This window comes from Enterobacter sp. Li2LvB3, assembly GCF_056156645.1.
The window spans coordinates 175,588-192,248 of record NZ_JBSICG010000006.1 but is presented as its reverse complement, the minus strand read 5'-3'; the positions used below and the strand labels follow the sequence as shown (position 1 = coordinate 192,248).

The window sequence follows — 16,661 nt, the reverse complement described above, 5'->3', positions numbered from 1 at the left end:
CAAACCTGTGAACGACCTGTCTCGTGGCGCGCTGGTAGACGATATCGTCTACACCATCGCTCTGACCGCGATCCAGTCTTCACAGCAGCAGTAAGATAAAAAGCCCGGTGGCGCTAGCGCTTACCGGGCCTACGGTTTTGTAGGCCGGATAAGCGAAGCGCCATCCGGCAAGAAAGGCGACTACAGAGTCGCCTTTTTTATTTACAGCAGCTCTCTTGCCGCCGACACAATGTCATGTGCCGTCAGGCCGTACTCTTTTTGCAGGAAATCCTGCGTACCCACCTGGCCGTAACGTTCCTTCACGCCCACGCGCCGCATCGGCACCGGACACGTCTCTACCAGCACTTCCGCGACGGCTGAACCCAGCCCGTTATGAATACTGTGGTTTTCGCAGGTGACGATACGCCCGGTTTTCTCTGCATAATTCTTCACTAACATGCGGTCAATGGGCTTGAGGGTAAACATGTCGATGACCGCAGCGCTCACCCCTTCCTGCTCAAGCTGACGCGCGGCTTCCAGCGCTTCTGCCACCATAATGCCGTTGGCAATCAGAGTAATGTCGGTTCCTTCACGCAGCACGTTGCCTTTACCGATAGTAAACGTCGAGCCCGGCGCATAGACGCTCGGTGCCTGCTTACGGATGGTGCGCACCCAGTAAAAGCCTTCGAGGTCGATAAGCTGGCGCAAAACATCTTCGAACATCACTGCATCGGTGACTTCCAGCACTACCGAATGGGCAAGGCCACGCACAATGCCCATATCCTCAAACGACATATGCGTGCCACCGTTGTGACAGGCCGTCACGCCGGCATCAGATGCGATAACTTTCACGTTATTACGCTGGTAGTCCAGGGACATAAACAATTGGTCAAAACAGCGGCGGCTGGCGAACGCGGTAAAGGTATGCACGAAGGGTTTACGTCCGGTGAGAGACAACCCAGCCGCCGTACCAATAACGTTAGCCTCCATAATGCCGCAGTTAATCACATGCTGCGGGTAATCGCGCGCCACGCCGTCCATTGCCATAGAGCTCATCAGATCGGCTTCCAGGGCGATTATCTTGCTCCCGGCCTCAATCTGTTTTGCCACAAAACCGGCGTAGACTTTACGCATCTCTACGGCATCTTTTTGTCCTGCGGGTGCAACCTTAATCATGTGAAGCCTCCAGTTGGCGGATTGTCTCGTTGAGTGCCGCTTTGCTCTCTTCGGTCAATCGCAGGTGGTGCGAATTGCTAAGCTGCTCCAGATACGGCACCCCCTGCCCTTTGATGCTGTCGAGGATCACCACCCGCGGACGCGCATCGGCCTGCGGTATCAGGGATGTCACCTCCAGCAGCGCCGGGATGTCGTCACCTTTTACCGTCACCACGTCAAAGCCAAAGGCGCGGAATTTCCCTTCCAGGTCGAATGCGCTGATGATTTCGTCCAGCTCGCCATCAAGCTGCTGTTTGTTCCAGTCAACGAACACCGTCAGGTTGTTCAGGCGATGGTGGGCAATAAACTGGAACGCTTCCCAGCACTGCCCTTCGTTCAGCTCGCCGTCACCCACGATGCAAAATACCCGGTTCGGCCTGCCTGACAGCTTGTGCGACAGCGCCATTCCGCCTGCGATGGAAATCCCCTGCCCCAGGGAACCGGTGGTAGCGTCCACACCACGCGTTTTCAGCCTGTCCGGGTGGCTTGGCAGACGCGTTCCGTTCTGGTTCAGGGTGCTCAGCTCTGCAACCGGGAAGTAGCCCTTAATCGCCAGGGTGCTGTACAGCGCCGGGCCAGCGTGTCCTTTCGACAGCACAAAGTAGTCACGCTCTGGCCAGTCGGGGTCGGCCGGGTCAATTTTCATTATCGCCCCGTACAGAACGGCCAACGTTTCGACCACCGACATACTGCCGCCATAGTGACCAAAACCCAGCTGCGTCAGTGATTTCAGGGTTTCAACGCGGATTTCACGCGCCAGTTGGGTGATTTCAGTGACATTCATGATTTGGCTCCGGTGTTTTCCTGCGCATTACCGCCCGCAGATTTGTTTTTAGCGAACACGTTGTACGCCACCAGCAGCGCGAACAACGCAACAACAAGCCCGGTGATCGCCATTGGCGACAGGAAGCGTGCGAGGTTGCCCAGCACAATCCCGACTGCGCCGAAATCAGCATCCGAGAAGGTGGTGTTGGCAAAACCAATCGCCCCGAGAACCGGCAGCAGCAGTACAGGCAAGAAGGTGATCAGCAGGCCGTTGGCAAACGCGCCAATCATGGCCCCGCGACGCCCGCCGGTTGCATTACCGAACACACCAGCCGTTGCGCCAGTAAAGAAGTGCGGCACCACGCCCGGCAGGATAAGCACCCAACTGAACTGACCGCAGATGAACAGCCCGACCAGACCGCCGAGGAAGCTGAACAGGAAGCCAATCAGCACCGCATTTGGCGCATACGGGTAGACCACAGGGCAGTCCAGCGCCGGGCGCGCATTCGGCACCAGTTTTTCAGAGAAGCCGGTAAAGGCCGGAACGATCTCCGCCAGAATCAGACGCACACCTTGCAGGATAATGAACACGCCAGCCGCAAAGGTAATCGCCATGATGATGGCATACACCAGGTAGTTCTGGCCGCCGCTGAAGGTCGCCTCTACATATTCACGCCCGGCACTTACTGCCATGATCAGATAGATAATCATCATGGTCAGGGAGATAGAAATGGAGCTGTCGCGCAGGAAGCTAAGGTTCTTCGGCAGATTCATCTCTTCGGTTGAACGCGAGCCTTTGCCGCACTTGCTGCCAATCCAGCCTGAAAGCACATAACCAAGCGTGCCAAAGTGGCCGAAGGCGATCTCATCGTTGCCGGTAATGCGCTTCATGTAACGCTGCGCAATCGCCGGGAAGAACGCCATGATCAAGCCCAGGATCAGTGAGCCGGTGAACACCAGGCCGACACCTTCAAACCCTGCCACTGTCAGGATCACGCCAATCATGCACGCCATATAGAAGGTGTGGTGTCCGGTCAGGAAGATGTACTTCAGGCGGGTGAATCGCGCGACAATAATATTTGCCACCATCCCGAAGGCCATAATCAACGCCGTGGATGCACCGTATTTCTCCAGCGCAATAGACACAATCGCTTCGTTATTAGGGATGATGCCCTGAATAGTAAAGGCATGTTCAAACATTCCACCTAACGGATTTAAGGAGCCCACCAGTACCGTGGCGCCGCCGCCCAGAACAATAAAACCCAGAATGGTTTTAATTGTGCCTTTAACGACATCGGAAAATGCTTTTTTCTGCGCAACCAAACCGATTAACGCAATTAAGCCAACCAGCACCGAAGGGACTTTTAAAATATCAACAACAAAATTCAGCGTTTCAAGGATAAACATATCCACCTCGCCTCTTCAGGGTTTATTGTTTTGCGAACCAGGCACGCAGTTGCGTTTCAAGTTCGTTGATATCGATGATGTTATTGATCACCACCAGTTGGCTTTCTGGCACGCTGGCGCTGGCCGCAATGTCTTTTGCCATCACAAAGAGATCGGCGGCACCCGGCGTGGCTGATGAGAGATCGGAGTGTTCGACATCCGCGTCAATTTCCAGTTTTTTAAGCACCTTTTTAATATTCATTTCGACCATAAAACTACTGCCCAGGCCAGAACCGCAAATAGCCATGATTTTCATTGTTATCCCCTTTTTTGAGTAGAGTACGTCGCATCACGCTTTCGCGTAATGTTGAGACCAATCGGTTTAAAGTAATTAAATCAGAAGCGGTCGATAATCTTTTTAATATCCTCCAGCGTATTCGCCTGATGCAATTCAGCCATATCTTCGTCACTGGAAAATAACTCTGCCAGCGCAGATATCATTTCAATATGACTATGCTTATCGGGGGCCGCCAGCATAACGATCACATCAACGGGATCGAATTCTCCGGCACCAAAAGACACTCCGTGTTTCAGTTTTAATAATGACAGGCCAAGTCCTTTTGCCCCCTCTTCTGGCCGCGCATGTGGCATAGCCAGCCCTGGTGCCAGCACATAATACGGCCCGAGCTTATGGTGCTGCTCAACGATTGCCGTCACATACTCTGGCGCGATCACCTGCATGTCGAGCAACGGTTTTGCACACAGCTCCAGCGCCTGAGGCCAGTTCTCTACGCTGTCCTGAAGGGTGATGGTTGTATCATATATCCAGCTTTTGAGCACTTTGCTCTCCCGGTGTTACGCAAAAGATGAGCAAACTTTATTCAACACCTGAATACTTGACTGCGATCATGATCACAAAGATAGCGCTACCAATCACTAACATTCAGAATTGTGATAGCGCTATCAAATTGTAATCAATGTGTGAAATCACAGAAAATAAAGGGATTTAAGGCGTATACTGCCTGTCACGTGAAGCGAAGGATGAAATGAGTCGCGACTGGTCAGCAGGAAGGTGTATGTCTCTAACCCGAAAACGACGTAGTACCGGTAAAGTGACACTTGCCGATGTTGCACAACTTGCTGGTGTGGGCACGATGACCGTGTCCCGTGCGTTACGCACACCCGAACAGGTTTCCGATAAACTACGTGAGAAAATTGAAGCCGCTGTGCAGGAACTGGGGTATATGCCCAATCTGGCCGCCAGCGCGCTGGCATCGGCCTCCTCATGGACGATCGCAATGGTTGTTCCCAACCTTTCCGAAGCAGGTTGCTCGGAAATGTTTGCCGGTTTACAGCAGGTACTGCAACCCGCGGGCTACCAGATAATGCTGGCAGAATCTCAGCATCGTCTTGAACAAGAAGAGAAACTGCTCGAAACCTTGCTGGCATCAAACATTGCCGCCGCGATTTTACTCAGCGTCGAACATAGCGATACCGTGCGCCACTGGCTGAAGAATGCCTCAATTCCGGTGATGGAAATGGGGGCAATGCGTGCCGACCCTATCGATATGAATATCGGGATCGACAACGTGGCCGCCATGTATGAGCTGACGGAGATGCTTATCCAGCGCGGCTACCAGAACATAGGCCTGCTGTGCGCTAACCAGGAACAGTGGATATTCCAGCAACATTTGCAAGGTTGGTACAAAGCCATGCTGCGCCACCATATGTCGCCTAATCGGGTGATTAATGCCGCCATGCCGCCTAATTTCTCCACCGGCACGGCGCAACTGCCGGAGTTTTTACTGGCCTGGCCTGAGCTGGATGCGCTGGTTTGCGTCTCGGACGAGATGGCCTGCGGGGCGTTGTACGAATGTCAGAGACGTCGCATCAAAGTGCCGGACGAGCTTGCGGTGGTCGGGTTTGGCGATAGCGATGTGAGCCGTGTCTGTCAGCCGCCGCTGACCACAATGGCCGTGCCGCATCGTAAGATTGGTATTGAAGCGGGAAAGGCGCTGCTGGAACGTCTTAATGACGGAGACTGGAGCGATCATAAACCTATCGCCTCCAGCCTGTGTTTGCGAGAGAGTTGTTAAGGCTTATTCAGCCTCTTCCTGTTTCTCGGGTTTTGCGGATTCGTTATTGGCGTTGCGACTCATCCACAGCGCCAGCGCTTTTAACGAATCTGGGGTGAATTCATCGCAGCGAGCGGTGATCTCTTCAGGGGTCATCCAGCTCACTTCGCTGACTTCTTCTTCCTGAAGCGCAAATGGCCCATGGGATACGCAGCTAAACAGCCCGCCCCAGACGCGGCAATTTTCGTCTTCAAAATAGAACTGACCGTGCTCGGCAAACGGTACGCCCGCAATACCTAACTCTTCTTCGGCTTCACGACGTGCTGACTCCAGCAACACTTCGTCTGCCTGAACGACGCCGCCCGCAGTGGCATCCAGCATCCCGGGGAGAAAATCTTTGGTGTCAGTGCGACGTTGTACCAGGATTTTGCCCATACCATCATGAACCACGATATAGGTTGCACGGTGGCGCAGACGCTCTGCACGCATTTGCGCGCGGCTTGACTGCGCGATCACTTCATTGTCTTCGTTGACAATGTCTACCCACTCTGTACTTGCCAAATGACTCTGCTCCACCATCGGGAAACCTTTTCGTCTGAGCGCTCTTACGGCGCGTTTGCAGTTGAGGTGTAACTTACGGATTAATCGTTACCTGCGCAATAACTTGCTGATCATTAAGTGCGATAACGCTTAACGTATTCTCATCCAACAACCCGTAGCTCGCCGGGTATCCGCCTTTCGGTATGCTCACTGAACCGGGGTTAAAGTGATAAATCTCCCCACGTTTTTCCGCCACAGGAATATGAGTATGACCATAAACCAGGACATCGCCAGCGGCGAGCGCAGGGAGATTGTCCGGGCTAAAAAGATGACCGTGAGTCAAAAAGAGACGGCATTTTTCCAGCACAACCTGCTGCCAGGGTGCCGTCATGGGGAAATGCAGCAGCATCTGGTCAACTTCACTATCGCAATTACCGCGCACGGCAATAATGCGCTGTGCAACCGTGTTGAGCTTCTCAGCAACCTGCGCCGGGGCGTACCCTTCCGGTAACGCATTGCGCGGGCCATGGTTCAACACATCGCCCAGAATAACCAGCCACTGCGCCCGGCTCTGTGCGAACAGAGATAACACCTGCTCTGTTGCGGGCAGCGACCCGTGAATATCCGACGCAAACATAAGTTTCATCAGCCACTCCTCAGGAAAACAGACTGCCCTATCATACCTGAAGCCTCAGGGCTTATCAGCACGCACGCTTAGCGGAGAGTGCCACAAAGCGCTGTACTGACGCGCGCTGCCACTGGAATGTCGCATAATCGACCAGCAACTGAGGAACTTCGTCGCCGTTGAGAATAAGACGGTTCAGCATCAGCGCCAGGTCGATATCGGCAATACACCATTCACCAAAAAGATTCGGATTACCGTGGGCCAGCAGCGATGATGCGGTATCAATGAGTTTACGCGCGCTGGCAAGGCCTTCCTCACTGAGCGGCGGTTTTTTCACCCCGGCAAAAACAACATCGGTGGAGCGTTCCACACGGATCGGCACCAGGTCACTGCGTAACCACGCCTGGATCTGACGCGCCCGCGCACGTTTCTGGAGATCGTGCGGGTAGATGCGTTCCCATTCCGGCGGCGCAAACCGCTCTTCCAGGAATTCCGCAATCGCCGACGATTCGCTGAGCTCGAACCCGTCAATTTCCAGCACCGGCACGCGGCGGGTCAGCGTGTAGCCCTGCCATTCTGGTTTCAGGTGAGAGCCACTGTTCAAATCAACGGTTTTAAGCGTAAACGACAGCCCTTTTTCGGCCAATGCGACGTACACGCTCATGACATATGGGGAAAAGAAATCGGCATCGGACCATAACGCAATTGCAGGTTGGTTCATAATTTCCTCATCGACTGACTGGTTTTCACTCAACATATAATCTCTTTGCTTCCCTGTCACTTGATGAAAACTCACGATTTACAACAAGCACCTATACTCGTTTTTATCGCCCGGCACTTTGTCATAACAGGAGATGAGAATGATAGACCTCTACTATGCCCCTACCGCGAATGGTCATAAGGTCACCCTCTTTCTGGAAGAAGCAAAACTGGATTACCGGATCATCCGTGTCGATATCAGCAAGGGCGACCAGTTCAGACCGGATTTTCTTGCCATCTCACCCAATAACAAAATTCCTGCCATTGTTGATAACGCGCCAGCGGACGGCGGTAGACCGCTTAGCCTGTTTGAATCAGGCGAGATTTTGCTGTATCTGGCAGAGAAAACCGGCAAGCTTCTCAGCGGTGAATTGCGTGAACGCCACCACACACTGCAATGGTTGTTCTGGCAATCAAGTGGGCTCGGGCCCATGCTGGGGCAGAATCACCATTTTAATGCCTTCGCGCCGCAGCTGATCCCCTACGCGATAGAGCGCTATCAGGTTGAGACACAAAGACTTTATGGCGTGATGAATCGTCGGCTGGAAAAATCACCCTGGCTCGGAGGCGATCATTACAGTATTGCCGACATCGCCTGTTGGCCGTGGATCAACACCCACGAACGGCACCGTATTGATTTAGCCACTTACCCTGCGGTGAATAACTGGTTCGAGCGCATCCGTACGCGCCCGGCCACCGAGCGCGCCCTGCAAAAAGCGCAACAGATTTAAACACCTGCCCCTCTTGGGCAGGTGTTATATCCTCATGTATCATAGAGGAAATAATGACACGGAGAAGACCTGCAATGTCGCAACATGACGCTATTATTCGCATCAAAAACTTACGCTTACGCACCTTCATCGGTATCAAGGAAGAAGAGATCGCCAACCGCCAGGATATCGTCATCAATGTGGCAATCCACTACCCGGCCGACAAAGCGCGCGCCAGCGAAGACATCAACGATGCGCTGAACTATCGCACCATTACCAAAAGCATCATCCAGTACGTTGAGAACAACCGCTTCTCTTTGCTGGAAAAATTAACTCAGGATGTGCTCGATATCGCACGCGAACATCATTGGGTCACTTATGCTGAAGTAGAGATCGATAAACTTCACGCCCTGCGTTACGCCGACTCAGTCTCCATGACGTTAAGCTGGCAACGCCAGGCATAAACCTGGAGGTTGTATGAAGATTCTGCTGACTGGCGGCACTGGTCTGATTGGAAGCCATCTCATTCCTCGCCTGCAAGCATTACACCACGAGATTACTGTTGTCACCCGCAGCCCGGAAAAAGCACGTCAGGTGCTCGGAACAGGGGTCGACATCTGGAAAAGTCTGGCAGAGCAGCAGAATCTTGACGGTTTTGATGCCGTTATCAACCTTGCCGGCGAACCCATCGCCGACAAACGCTGGACAGCAGAGCAAAAACAGCTGCTGTGCAGCAGCCGGTGGAATATCACTGAAAAGCTGGTTGAGCTATTCCGTAACAGCCATACCCCGCCAGCGGTGTTCATATCCGGCTCTGCTGTGGGATATTACGGCGACCTGGGTGAAGTGGTGGTTACCGAAGAGGAACCACCGCATAACGAATTTACCCATAAACTCTGCGCTCAGTGGGAACGCATCGCCTGCGCCGCGCAGAGCGATAACACCCGCGTTTGCCTGCTGCGAACCGGCGTGGTACTTGCGCCAAAAGGCGGCATTCTGGCGAAGATGCTCCCCCTCTTCAGGCTGGGACTGGGCGGACCGATCGGTAATGGCCGTCAGTATCTTGCCTGGATCCATATCGACGATATGGTCAACGGTATACTCTGGCTTCTGGATAACGATCTGCGCGGGCCGTTTAATATGGTGTCTCCATATCCGGTACGTAATGAACAGTTTGCTCATGCGCTGGGTCATGCGCTTCATCGCCCGGCGATATTGCGCGTGCCTGCAACGGTAATCCGGTTAATGATGGGCGAAGCGTTTGTGCTGGCGCTCGGCGGGCAGCGCGCGCTGCCAAAAAGGCTGGAAGCGGCGGGATTTGCGTTTCGCTGGTACGACTTAGAAGAGGCGCTGGGGGATGTGGTGGGTCATTCTCACCCGTAGATTATGGCAACTATCACCACACCCCGGCTTCACCTGACTCCTTTCGAACCCTCTGACTGGGCGTTTTTCCGCACCCTGCGGGAAGACCGCGCCATCATGCGCTATATGGCTGCCATCGCACCGGAAAAAGAGACGCGTCGCGTGTTCGCTGCGCGCCTGACCGCGCCGCATATTTTTGTTATTCGTATGCATGATGATGATACCCCGCTTGGTGATATTGGCCTGCAAATCAGCGCGGTAAACCGCGAAGAAGCGGATATTGGTTATACGGTGGTGCCCGCAGCGCAGGGAAAAGGGATCGCCAGCGAAGCGCTTTGTGCGATGTGTGAGTACGCGTTTAACCAGACGGGCGTGAAGGCAGTTAACGCCTACGTGCTTGCGGATAACGGCGGGTCGGTGCGGGTGTTAGAAAAAGCGGGGTTTGTGCGTACCCAAGTGCTGGAAAAGGCGTATGAGATTGACGGGGTTCGGTATGACGACTGGGTTTATCGACTGGAATCTACCGGACGGCAACAGACTTTGTAGGCCCGGTAAGCGAAGCGCCACCGGGCGAATTGGCGGTACTGCGGCCTGATGCCCTCACCCCGTCCCTCTCCCACAGGGAGAGGGAGAACTCCAGTTACTTCAGAGAGCCTTTCAGGAACTGTTGCAAACGCGCGCTTTGCGGGTTCGCTAACACCTCATCCGGGTGTCCTTGCTCTTCGATTTTCCCCTGATGCAGGAAAATCACGTGGTTCGACACGTTACGGGCAAAGCCCATTTCGTGCGTCACCACCACCATCGTTTTCCCCTCTTCGGCCAGCTTCTGCATAATGCGCAGTACCTCGCCAACCAGTTCAGGGTCCAGCGCAGAGGTCGGTTCATCGAACAACAGCACTTCCGGCTCCATCGCCAGCGCGCGGGCAATAGAGACACGCTGCTGCTGACCACCGGAGAGATGCACCGGGTACTTCATCTGCTGACGCTCATCAATACCCACTTTCGCCAGGTATTTGATCGCGCGTTCGCGTGCTTCCTGCTTGCTTAAGCCCAGCACCTGAACCGGCGCTTCCATCACGTTCTCCAGCACCGTCATATGGCTCCAGAGGTTAAAGTGCTGGAACACCATTGTCAGGCGGGTACGCAGCAGGCGCAGCTGGTTTTTATCCGCCACTTTCAGCTGACCGTCTTTATCTCGCACCAGGTTGATGTTCTGGCCGCTTACCACGATGGAGCCTTCGCTCGGCTTTTCGAGGAAGTTAATGCAGCGCAGGAAGGTACTTTTACCCGAGCCAGATGAGCCGATAATACTGATCACATCGCCCGCATTAGCCTGTAGCGACACCCCTTTCAGCACTTCATGTTCGCCGTAGCGTTTGTGCAAGTCGATAACGTTTAGTTTGTTCTCAGCCATCATAATTCTCAGTGCGTCGAAGAAGGTTTTATATGCTGCAACCAGCGTTTTTCAGCCTTGCGGAACAGGCTAATCAGGACATACGAAATAATCAAATAGAGTACTGCCGCAATGCCAAACGCGGTAAACGGCTGATAGGTCGCGGAGTTAATATCACGGGCGATTTTGAGCAGATCCGGCACAGTGGCAGTAAACGCCAGCGCGGTAGAGTGCAGCATCAAAATCACTTCGTTGCTGTATGCCGGCAGTGCGATACGCAGTGCCGATGGCAAAATAATGCAACGGTAAAGCTTCACAGAAGAGAACCCGTAGGCACGCGCGGCTTCGATTTCACCGTACGGCACTGAGCGAATAGCACCGGCGAAAATCTCGGTGGTATAGGCACAGGTATTCAGCGTTAAGGCCAGCACCGTACAGTTCAGACCGCTACGGAAGAAGGCATTCAGCATTTCAGTGCCTTTTACTATCTCCAGGGTGTACATACCGGAGTAGAACACCAGCAGTTGCACGTACAGCGGCGTGCCGCGAAAAACATAGGTAAACAGCCAGATAGGGAAACGAATAAATTTGTTATTCGACACGCGACCAATGGCCATAAAGATCGCCAGAATGCCGCCCATCGCCACCGACGAAATCAGCAGCCACAGGGTTATCGCCACACCGGTGAAGCGATAACCATCTGTCCACAGCAGCGATTTCCAGTATTCCTGAATAATCTCAATCACAGGTCAGCCCTCTTCACACCCACGGAGTAGCGACGTTCGAGCAGAAGCAGCACACCATTGGAGACGGTCGTAAAGACCAGATAGATAACGCCACATACCACAGCAAAGTAGAACGGCTCCCAGGTACTCTTACCCGCAAGCTGCGTCGCTTTAACCACGTCTTCCAGGCCGAGCAGAGAAACCAGCGCGGTCGCCTTGAGGATAACCTGCCAGTTGTTACCGATGCCCGGCAACGCGTAGCGCATCATGGCCGGGAACATGATCCGGCGAAATGTTTGTGAGGAGGTAAAACCAAACGCGGTCGCTGCTTCAATATGCCCTTTCGGCACAGCCATGTAAGCACCGCGGAAGGTTTCCGTGAAGTACGCACCGTAGATAAAGCCGAGGGTAATAATACCGGCCACCATTGGGTCGATATCAATTTGCTCCATGCCGATGGCGTCTGTCAGGCTGTTCAGCGCAATCTGGAGGCCGTAAAAAATCAGCAACATCAACACCAGATCAGGAACACCGCGAATCAGCGTGGTATAGCCTTCAAACAGCAGCGCCAGAGGTCTGTTTGCTGAAAGCTTTGCCCCTGCACCCGCCAGGCCTATCAGCACCGCCAGCACCACGGAGCTGATAGCCAGCTCAAGGGTGACCAGCGCGCCTTGTAAAATAACGCCAGAAAATCCGTACAGCATACCGCGTGCCCTGTCGTATCGTGAGTAGTGAAACCGTGTCTTTTCCCCTCCCATATCAGGAGGGGGCGCACGTTATATGACGGGGTGATTAGCCGCCGTACACGTTGAAATCAAAGTATTTTTTCGCCAGTTTTTCGTAAGTACCGTCAGCACGCATTTCTGCAAACGCTTTATTCAGTGCTTCACGCAGTTCGTTGTCTTCTTTGCGCAGGCCCATACCGGTACCCACACCAAAGAGTTTCACATCCTTAATGGACGGACCACCGAACTTGTAATCTTTACCCACAGGCTGTTTCAGGAAGCCTTCGCTTGCGGCGACTTCATCCTGGAATGCGGCATCAATACGGCCAGCCGTCAGGTCAGCGTAGATATTTTCCTGGCCCTGATAAGAGACAATTTCAATCCCCTTTGGCGCCCAGTGTTCGTTACCGTAGGTTTCCTGAGTGGTCCCCTGCAACACGCCCACGCGTTTGCCTTTCAGTGATTCAATCGTTGGCTGGATATCAGAAGTTTTTGCCACCACCAGGCGAGAATCCGCAGCGTAGAGTTTGTCCGTGAAGGCAATTTCCTGCTGGCGTTTTTCGGTGATAGAGAGAGAGGACATAATCACGTCGATTTTTTTCGCTTTCAGCGACGGGATCAGCGCATCCAGTGGGTTTTCAACGTAGGTACATTGCGCTTTGATACGTTTGCACAGTTCGTTGGCCAGATCGATGTCAAAACCGATCAGTTCCCCTTTCGCATTCTTCGATTCGAACGGGGCATAGGTTGGATCAGTACCAATACGAATTTTTTGCGGAATGGCAGCGAAAGCCGCGGTTGTGCTGGAAACGGCCAACACCAGAGAAAGTGACAATATCAGTTTTTTCATATCTATCCTCAACAGACTGGATTCTTACGGGATTTTTTACTACGACGGGGTGGCCTTAATGTGCCATTAATCCCCTCCGCAAGGCAAAAGATAATGCCCCACCGGTGGGATTTTTTGCATCATGAGTGCTTAAGTATGCATTAAGAGGCCATTTACTGACCGCCAATGCACCATAATGGTTCACCAACACCCGTAAAGCACCACGACAGCCCCCTGCCATGGTGCATTCCCGCCAGCAGCGATTAGTCGCCGTATACGTTGAAGTCGAAGTATTTCTTCGCCAGTTTGTCGTAGGTACCGTCTTTACGCAGCTCTGCAAATGCTTTGTCGAACGCTGCTTTCAGCTCAGTATCGTCTTTACGCAGGCCAATACCGGTGCCGTCGCCAAAGTATTTTTTGTCTTTAACAGACGGGCCAGCAAACGCATAATCTTTGCCCGCAGGTTGTTTCAGGAAGCCTTCGCTTGCGGCCACTTCGTCCTGGAACGCAGCATCAAGACGGCCTGCCGCCAGGTCAGAGTAAATCAGATCCTGGTTCTGGTAAGCCACCACATCCACGCCTTTTTCACGCCAGGTCGCATTGGCGAAGCCTTCCTGGGTTGAGCCCTGAAGCACGCCCACGTGCTTACCTTTCAGCGAGTCGATGGTTGGCTGGATTGGGGAGCCTTTCGCGGCAATCAGACGAGAGTCTGCGGCGTAGAGCTTGTCAGAGAAGGCAATCTCCTGCTGACGTTTTTCGGTGATGGAAAGAGAGGAGATAATGGCGTCAATTTTCTTGGCTTTCAGTGACGGGATCAGCGCGTCGAAGTCACTGCCCACCCATGTGCATTTAACCGCAATGCGTTTGCACATCTCATTTCCCAGATCGATATCAAACCCAACGAAATCGCCTTTCGCATCCTTGGAAGAGAATGGCGCGTAGGTTGCGTCTGTACCGATACGTACTGTCTGTGGAAGCGCTGCGTAGCTACCTGCTGCTGCACTTAACCCCACGAGCAAAGACAGAGCCAAAACCGTCTTCTTCATACATTTACCCTCAAGTACCGTGATTTTATTATGTATTGTGTTGTGTGTTGTGTTGCAGGCTTCTCTTGCAGGTCTTATGCCACATTGCCGTCTGGTCAAAAAATCGACGTTAAATATGTTAATAAAACGTTGCATATTGCCTTAATGGTGAAAGATAGCAGGTCTGCCGAACGAACCGGAAAGAGAAAAAGGGAAAAAGCGAATTAAATGTTGAGGATATGATCGCGGTTGCAGTTTTGCCCTGAAACAGGGCAACTTGTCTTTTCATGCACACATCTGGTGCACAGATTCAGGCACCTTGCCAGCGCGTGAAAAGGTCTTCAGGCAGGTCGATATCAAACTGATCCAGCACGCGGTTAACCGTCTGATTAATCACATCATCCAGCGACTGAGGCCGGTGGTAGAACGCCGGCACAGGCGGCATGATAACGGCACCCAGCTCTGCCGCCTGGGTCATTAAGCGCAGATGCCCCAGGTGCAGCGGCGTTTCGCGCACGCATAATACCAGCGGGCGGCGCTCTTTCAGCACCACATCCGCAGCGCGCGTCACCAGCGTGTCGGTATAGCTGTTAACAATGCCTGAGAGGGTTTTAATTGAGCAGGGCAAAATCACCATTCCCGCCGTTTTAAACGAACCCGAAGAGATGCTGGCCGCGATATCACGGGCATCGTGAACCACATCAGCCAGTGACTGAACATCGCGCAGGGAGAAATCGGTTTCGAGGGAGAGTGTCTGACGCGCCGCCTGGCTCATCACCAGATGGGTTTCCACTTCTGCCACATCACGCAGTATCTGCAACAGACGAACGCCGTAAATTGCGCCGCTGGCACCGCTGATCCCTACAATGAGTCGTTTCATGATTTTTGCCCTTGCTGAATTCAGGGCTGACTGTGCAGGATTTTATGGGGAGTTGCAAGTGAGGGCGAACGCCCTCACTTGCCGAAACATCAACCTTCGTTGTGCATCTCTAAGCTTTCGAGATCGTTTTGCAGCTGGACGGCTTTCGCATCGTCGTTGCGCAGCGAGTCAAGGTAGTCGAGATACTGCTGGTCAACGTCTTTAGTTACGTAGATACCGTTGAATACGGAGCATTCGAACTGCTGAATATCCGGGTTCTCGGCGCGTACGGCGTCGATCAGATCGGTCAGGTCCTGGAAGATCAGGCCGTCGGCACCGATTATCTGGCGAATTTCGTCCACTTCGCGACCGTGAGCAATCAGCTCATTGGCGGTTGGCATATCGATGCCATACACGTTCGGGAAGCGGATTTCCGGTGCTGCAGAGGCCAGATACACTTTCTTCGCACCAGCTTCACGCGCCATCTCGATAATCTGCTCAGACGTCGTACCACGCACGATGGAGTCATCCACCAGCAGCACGTTCTTGTCGCGGAACTCAGCACGGTTGGCGTTCAGCTTACGGCGCACCGATTTACGGCGCAGCTGCTGGCCCGGCATGATAAAGGTACGGCCAACGTAACGGTTTTTCACAAAACCCTGACGGTATGGCTTATCCAGAATGCGGGCGATTTCCAGTGCGATATCGCAGGAAGTTTCCGGGATTGGGATAACCACGTCGATATCAAGATCGTCCCACTCGCGGGCAATCTTCTCACCCAGTTTGGTGCCCATGTTCACGCGTGCGCTGTACACAGAAATCTTATCGATGAAGGAGTCAGGACGGGCGAAATAGACGTATTCGAACAGGCATGGGTTGCTGACCGGGTTGTCGGCACACTGACGGGTAAACAGCTGGCCCTTCTCAGTGATGTAAACCGCTTCGCCTGGTGCGACGTCGCGCAGGAACTCAAAGCCCAGGGTATCCAGCGCCACGCTTTCAGAGGCAACCATATATTCAGTACGGCCATCGCCAAGATCGCGCTTGCCGAGCACCAGCGGACGGATACCGTTTGGATCGCGGAAGGCAACCATTCCGTGACCGATAATCATCGCCACACAGGCATACGCGCCACGGATCTGGCGGTTAGTCGCGGCAACGGCGGCAAAGATGTTGTCTGCTTCCAGCGGATAATGGCGGAAGTTATCCAGCTCACTGGCGAAGATATTGAGCAGGATTTCAGAATCAGAAGTCGTGTTAATGTGGCGACGTTTCTCTTCGAACAGCTTTTTACGCAGCTCATGGGCGTTGGTCAGGTTGCCATTGTGGGCAAGCGTGATGCCGTATGGAGAGTTAACGTAGAAAGGCTGAGCCTCAGAGGCGCTGGAACTGCCAGCAGTAGGATAACGAACGTGACCAATCCCCATATTACCTTGCAGGCGCTGCATATGCCGGGCTTCAAACACATCGTTTACCAGGCCGTTTGCTTTACGTAAACGGAAGCAGTTGTTTGCATCAATGGTGATGATGCCTGCTGCATCCTGTCCACGGTGCTGAAGCACCGATAATGCGTCATAAATAGACTGGTTTACCGGCATGAAACCGGCGATACCGACAATACCGCACATTCGTCTTTTCCTCGTTAAGAGTTTGGTTTAGTAGGCGTAATTGTCGCAGACAGTTTGAACA

21 protein-coding genes are annotated in these 16,661 nt (G+C 53.3%); 6 read left to right on the top strand and 15 right to left on the bottom strand.

Annotated features, from left to right (window positions below; all coding sequences use genetic code 11):
• Positions 1-94, top strand: a 94-nt coding sequence (locus tag ACS603_RS07540) for a phosphate acyltransferase (RefSeq protein WP_474944044.1), incomplete at its 5' end; no start/stop codon positions are given.
• 107 nt (positions 95-201) lie between these two features.
• Here the strand turns inward: ACS603_RS07540 and ACS603_RS07535 are convergent.
• The 5 genes from ACS603_RS07535 to ACS603_RS07515 all read right to left on the bottom strand — a co-directional run bounded on the left by ACS603_RS07535 (position 202) and on the right by ACS603_RS07515 (position 4,185).
• Positions 202-1,155 (bottom strand): transketolase family protein, encoded by a 954-nt coding sequence (locus ACS603_RS07535; RefSeq protein ID WP_166716418.1) that lies wholly within the window; start codon positions 1,153-1,155, stop codon positions 202-204.
• Positions 1,148-1,978 carry a transketolase gene (locus ACS603_RS07530; protein ID WP_182061870.1) on the bottom strand — a complete coding sequence of 277 codons (831 nt, stop codon included), beginning with the start codon at positions 1,976-1,978 and terminating at the stop codon, positions 1,148-1,150. The genes ACS603_RS07535 and ACS603_RS07530 overlap by 8 nt, the downstream gene beginning before the upstream one ends.
• A complete protein-coding gene (locus ACS603_RS07525) occupies positions 1,975-3,366 on the bottom strand; it encodes a PTS ascorbate transporter subunit IIC (RefSeq protein WP_182061871.1) in 1,392 nt (463 codons plus the stop codon). The genes ACS603_RS07530 and ACS603_RS07525 overlap by 4 nt, the downstream gene beginning before the upstream one ends.
• A 22-nt stretch (positions 3,367-3,388) precedes the next feature.
• Positions 3,389-3,661, bottom strand: coding sequence for a PTS sugar transporter subunit IIB (locus ACS603_RS07520; RefSeq protein WP_014071121.1), 273 nt, complete (start codon positions 3,659-3,661; stop codon positions 3,389-3,391).
• 80 nt (positions 3,662-3,741) lie between these two features.
• Positions 3,742-4,185 (bottom strand): PTS sugar transporter subunit IIA, encoded by a 444-nt coding sequence (locus ACS603_RS07515; RefSeq protein WP_315686278.1) that lies wholly within the window; start codon positions 4,183-4,185, stop codon positions 3,742-3,744.
• A 236-nt stretch (positions 4,186-4,421) separates the two neighbouring features.
• On the opposite strand from ACS603_RS07515, the gene ACS603_RS07510 reads away from it, so the two are divergent.
• Positions 4,422-5,441 carry a LacI family DNA-binding transcriptional regulator gene (locus tag ACS603_RS07510; protein WP_182061874.1) on the top strand — a complete coding sequence of 340 codons (1,020 nt, stop codon included), beginning with the start codon at positions 4,422-4,424 and terminating at the stop codon, positions 5,439-5,441.
• A gap of 3 nt (positions 5,442-5,444) precedes the next feature.
• On the opposite strand, the gene yfcD is transcribed toward ACS603_RS07510, so the two are convergent.
• The 3 genes from yfcD to yfcF are packed head-to-tail and all read right to left on the bottom strand — an operon-like array spanning position 5,445 to position 7,306.
• Entirely contained in the window at positions 5,445-5,999 is a 555-nt protein-coding gene (gene yfcD, locus ACS603_RS07505) for an NUDIX hydrolase YfcD (RefSeq protein ID WP_182061875.1), read from the bottom strand.
• Positions 6,000-6,054: 55 nt separating this feature from the next.
• Positions 6,055-6,606 carry a phosphodiesterase gene (gene yfcE, locus ACS603_RS07500; RefSeq protein ID WP_182061876.1) on the bottom strand — a complete coding sequence of 184 codons (552 nt, stop codon included), beginning with the start codon at positions 6,604-6,606 and terminating at the stop codon, positions 6,055-6,057.
• Positions 6,607-6,661: 55 nt separating this feature from the next.
• On the bottom strand, positions 6,662-7,306 hold the full coding sequence (gene yfcF, locus ACS603_RS07495) for a glutathione transferase (protein WP_474944041.1): 645 nt from the start codon (positions 7,304-7,306) through the stop codon (positions 6,662-6,664).
• A 139-nt stretch (positions 7,307-7,445) separates the two neighbouring features.
• On the opposite strand from yfcF, the gene yfcG reads away from it, so the two are divergent.
• The 4 genes from yfcG (at position 7,446) to ACS603_RS07475 (ending at position 9,962) form a co-directional block, all read left to right on the top strand.
• Positions 7,446-8,075 (top strand): GSH-dependent disulfide bond oxidoreductase, encoded by a 630-nt coding sequence (gene yfcG, locus ACS603_RS07490; protein WP_182061878.1) that lies wholly within the window; start codon positions 7,446-7,448, stop codon positions 8,073-8,075.
• Positions 8,076-8,149: 74 nt separating this feature from the next.
• Positions 8,150-8,518: a dihydroneopterin triphosphate 2'-epimerase gene (folX, locus tag ACS603_RS07485; protein ID WP_182061879.1), complete on the top strand. Its 369-nt coding sequence runs from the start codon at positions 8,150-8,152 to the stop codon at positions 8,516-8,518.
• Positions 8,519-8,531: 13 nt separating this feature from the next.
• Positions 8,532-9,437, top strand: a complete 906-nt coding sequence (locus ACS603_RS07480; protein WP_474944040.1) for a TIGR01777 family oxidoreductase — start codon at positions 8,532-8,534, stop codon at positions 9,435-9,437.
• Positions 9,438-9,440: 3 nt separating this feature from the next.
• On the top strand, positions 9,441-9,962 hold the full coding sequence (locus tag ACS603_RS07475) for a GNAT family N-acetyltransferase (RefSeq protein ID WP_474944039.1): 522 nt from the start codon (positions 9,441-9,443) through the stop codon (positions 9,960-9,962).
• Between the two features lie 94 nt (positions 9,963-10,056).
• On the opposite strand, the gene hisP is transcribed toward ACS603_RS07475, so the two are convergent.
• The 7 genes from hisP to purF form a co-directional block, all read right to left on the bottom strand.
• Positions 10,057-10,830 (bottom strand): histidine ABC transporter ATP-binding protein HisP, encoded by a 774-nt coding sequence (hisP, locus tag ACS603_RS07470; RefSeq protein WP_182061882.1) that lies wholly within the window; start codon positions 10,828-10,830, stop codon positions 10,057-10,059.
• Positions 10,831-10,838: 8 nt separating this feature from the next.
• Positions 10,839-11,555 (bottom strand): ABC transporter permease, encoded by a 717-nt coding sequence (locus ACS603_RS07465; RefSeq protein WP_182061883.1) that lies wholly within the window; start codon positions 11,553-11,555, stop codon positions 10,839-10,841.
• Entirely contained in the window at positions 11,552-12,238 is a 687-nt protein-coding gene (locus tag ACS603_RS07460; RefSeq protein WP_182061884.1) for a histidine ABC transporter permease HisQ, read from the bottom strand. The genes ACS603_RS07465 and ACS603_RS07460 overlap by 4 nt, the downstream gene beginning before the upstream one ends.
• A gap of 88 nt (positions 12,239-12,326) precedes the next feature.
• Positions 12,327-13,109 carry a histidine ABC transporter substrate-binding protein HisJ gene (gene hisJ, locus ACS603_RS07455; protein ID WP_182061885.1) on the bottom strand — a complete coding sequence of 261 codons (783 nt, stop codon included), beginning with the start codon at positions 13,107-13,109 and terminating at the stop codon, positions 12,327-12,329.
• Between the two features lie 242 nt (positions 13,110-13,351).
• Positions 13,352-14,134 (bottom strand): lysine/arginine/ornithine ABC transporter substrate-binding protein ArgT, encoded by a 783-nt coding sequence (gene argT / locus ACS603_RS07450; RefSeq protein ID WP_182061886.1) that lies wholly within the window; start codon positions 14,132-14,134, stop codon positions 13,352-13,354.
• Between the two features lie 289 nt (positions 14,135-14,423).
• Positions 14,424-14,993, bottom strand: a complete 570-nt coding sequence (locus ACS603_RS07445; protein ID WP_315686290.1) for a UbiX family flavin prenyltransferase — start codon at positions 14,991-14,993, stop codon at positions 14,424-14,426.
• Positions 14,994-15,082: 89 nt separating this feature from the next.
• Positions 15,083-16,600 carry an amidophosphoribosyltransferase gene (gene purF / locus ACS603_RS07440; protein ID WP_182061891.1) on the bottom strand — a complete coding sequence of 506 codons (1,518 nt, stop codon included), beginning with the start codon at positions 16,598-16,600 and terminating at the stop codon, positions 15,083-15,085.
• Positions 16,601-16,661 lie beyond the last annotated feature (61 nt).

Excerpts from the sequence above, each read along its gene's own strand:
- ACS603_RS07535 (WP_166716418.1), bottom strand. The coding sequence starts at position 1,155 with ATGATTAAGGTTGCACCCGCAGGACAAAAAGATGCCGTAGAGATGCGT.
- ACS603_RS07530 (WP_182061870.1), bottom strand. The coding sequence starts at position 1,978 with ATGAATGTCACTGAAATCACCCAACTGGCGCGTGAAATCCGCGTTGAA.
- ACS603_RS07525 (WP_182061871.1), bottom strand. The coding sequence starts at position 3,366 with ATGTTTATCCTTGAAACGCTGAATTTTGTTGTTGATATTTTAAAAGTC.
- ACS603_RS07520 (WP_014071121.1), bottom strand. The coding sequence starts at position 3,661 with ATGAAAATCATGGCTATTTGCGGTTCTGGCCTGGGCAGTAGTTTTATG.
- ACS603_RS07510 (WP_182061874.1), top strand. The coding sequence starts at position 4,422 with ATGTCTCTAACCCGAAAACGACGTAGTACCGGTAAAGTGACACTTGCC.
- yfcD (WP_182061875.1), bottom strand. The coding sequence starts at position 5,999 with ATGGTGGAGCAGAGTCATTTGGCAAGTACAGAGTGGGTAGACATTGTC.
- yfcE (WP_182061876.1), bottom strand. The coding sequence starts at position 6,606 with ATGAAACTTATGTTTGCGTCGGATATTCACGGGTCGCTGCCCGCAACA.
- yfcF (WP_474944041.1), bottom strand. The coding sequence starts at position 7,306 with ATGAACCAACCTGCAATTGCGTTATGGTCCGATGCCGATTTCTTTTCC.
- yfcG (WP_182061878.1), top strand. The coding sequence starts at position 7,446 with ATGATAGACCTCTACTATGCCCCTACCGCGAATGGTCATAAGGTCACC.
- folX (WP_182061879.1), top strand. The coding sequence starts at position 8,150 with ATGTCGCAACATGACGCTATTATTCGCATCAAAAACTTACGCTTACGC.
- ACS603_RS07480 (WP_474944040.1), top strand. The coding sequence starts at position 8,532 with ATGAAGATTCTGCTGACTGGCGGCACTGGTCTGATTGGAAGCCATCTC.
- ACS603_RS07475 (WP_474944039.1), top strand. The coding sequence starts at position 9,441 with ATGGCAACTATCACCACACCCCGGCTTCACCTGACTCCTTTCGAACCC.
- hisP (WP_182061882.1), bottom strand. The coding sequence starts at position 10,830 with ATGGCTGAGAACAAACTAAACGTTATCGACTTGCACAAACGCTACGGC.
- ACS603_RS07460 (WP_182061884.1), bottom strand. The coding sequence starts at position 12,238 with ATGCTGTACGGATTTTCTGGCGTTATTTTACAAGGCGCGCTGGTCACC.
- hisJ (WP_182061885.1), bottom strand. The coding sequence starts at position 13,109 with ATGAAAAAACTGATATTGTCACTTTCTCTGGTGTTGGCCGTTTCCAGC.
- argT (WP_182061886.1), bottom strand. The coding sequence starts at position 14,134 with ATGAAGAAGACGGTTTTGGCTCTGTCTTTGCTCGTGGGGTTAAGTGCA.
- ACS603_RS07445 (WP_315686290.1), bottom strand. The coding sequence starts at position 14,993 with ATGAAACGACTCATTGTAGGGATCAGCGGTGCCAGCGGCGCAATTTAC.
- purF (WP_182061891.1), bottom strand. The coding sequence starts at position 16,600 with ATGTGCGGTATTGTCGGTATCGCCGGTTTCATGCCGGTAAACCAGTCT.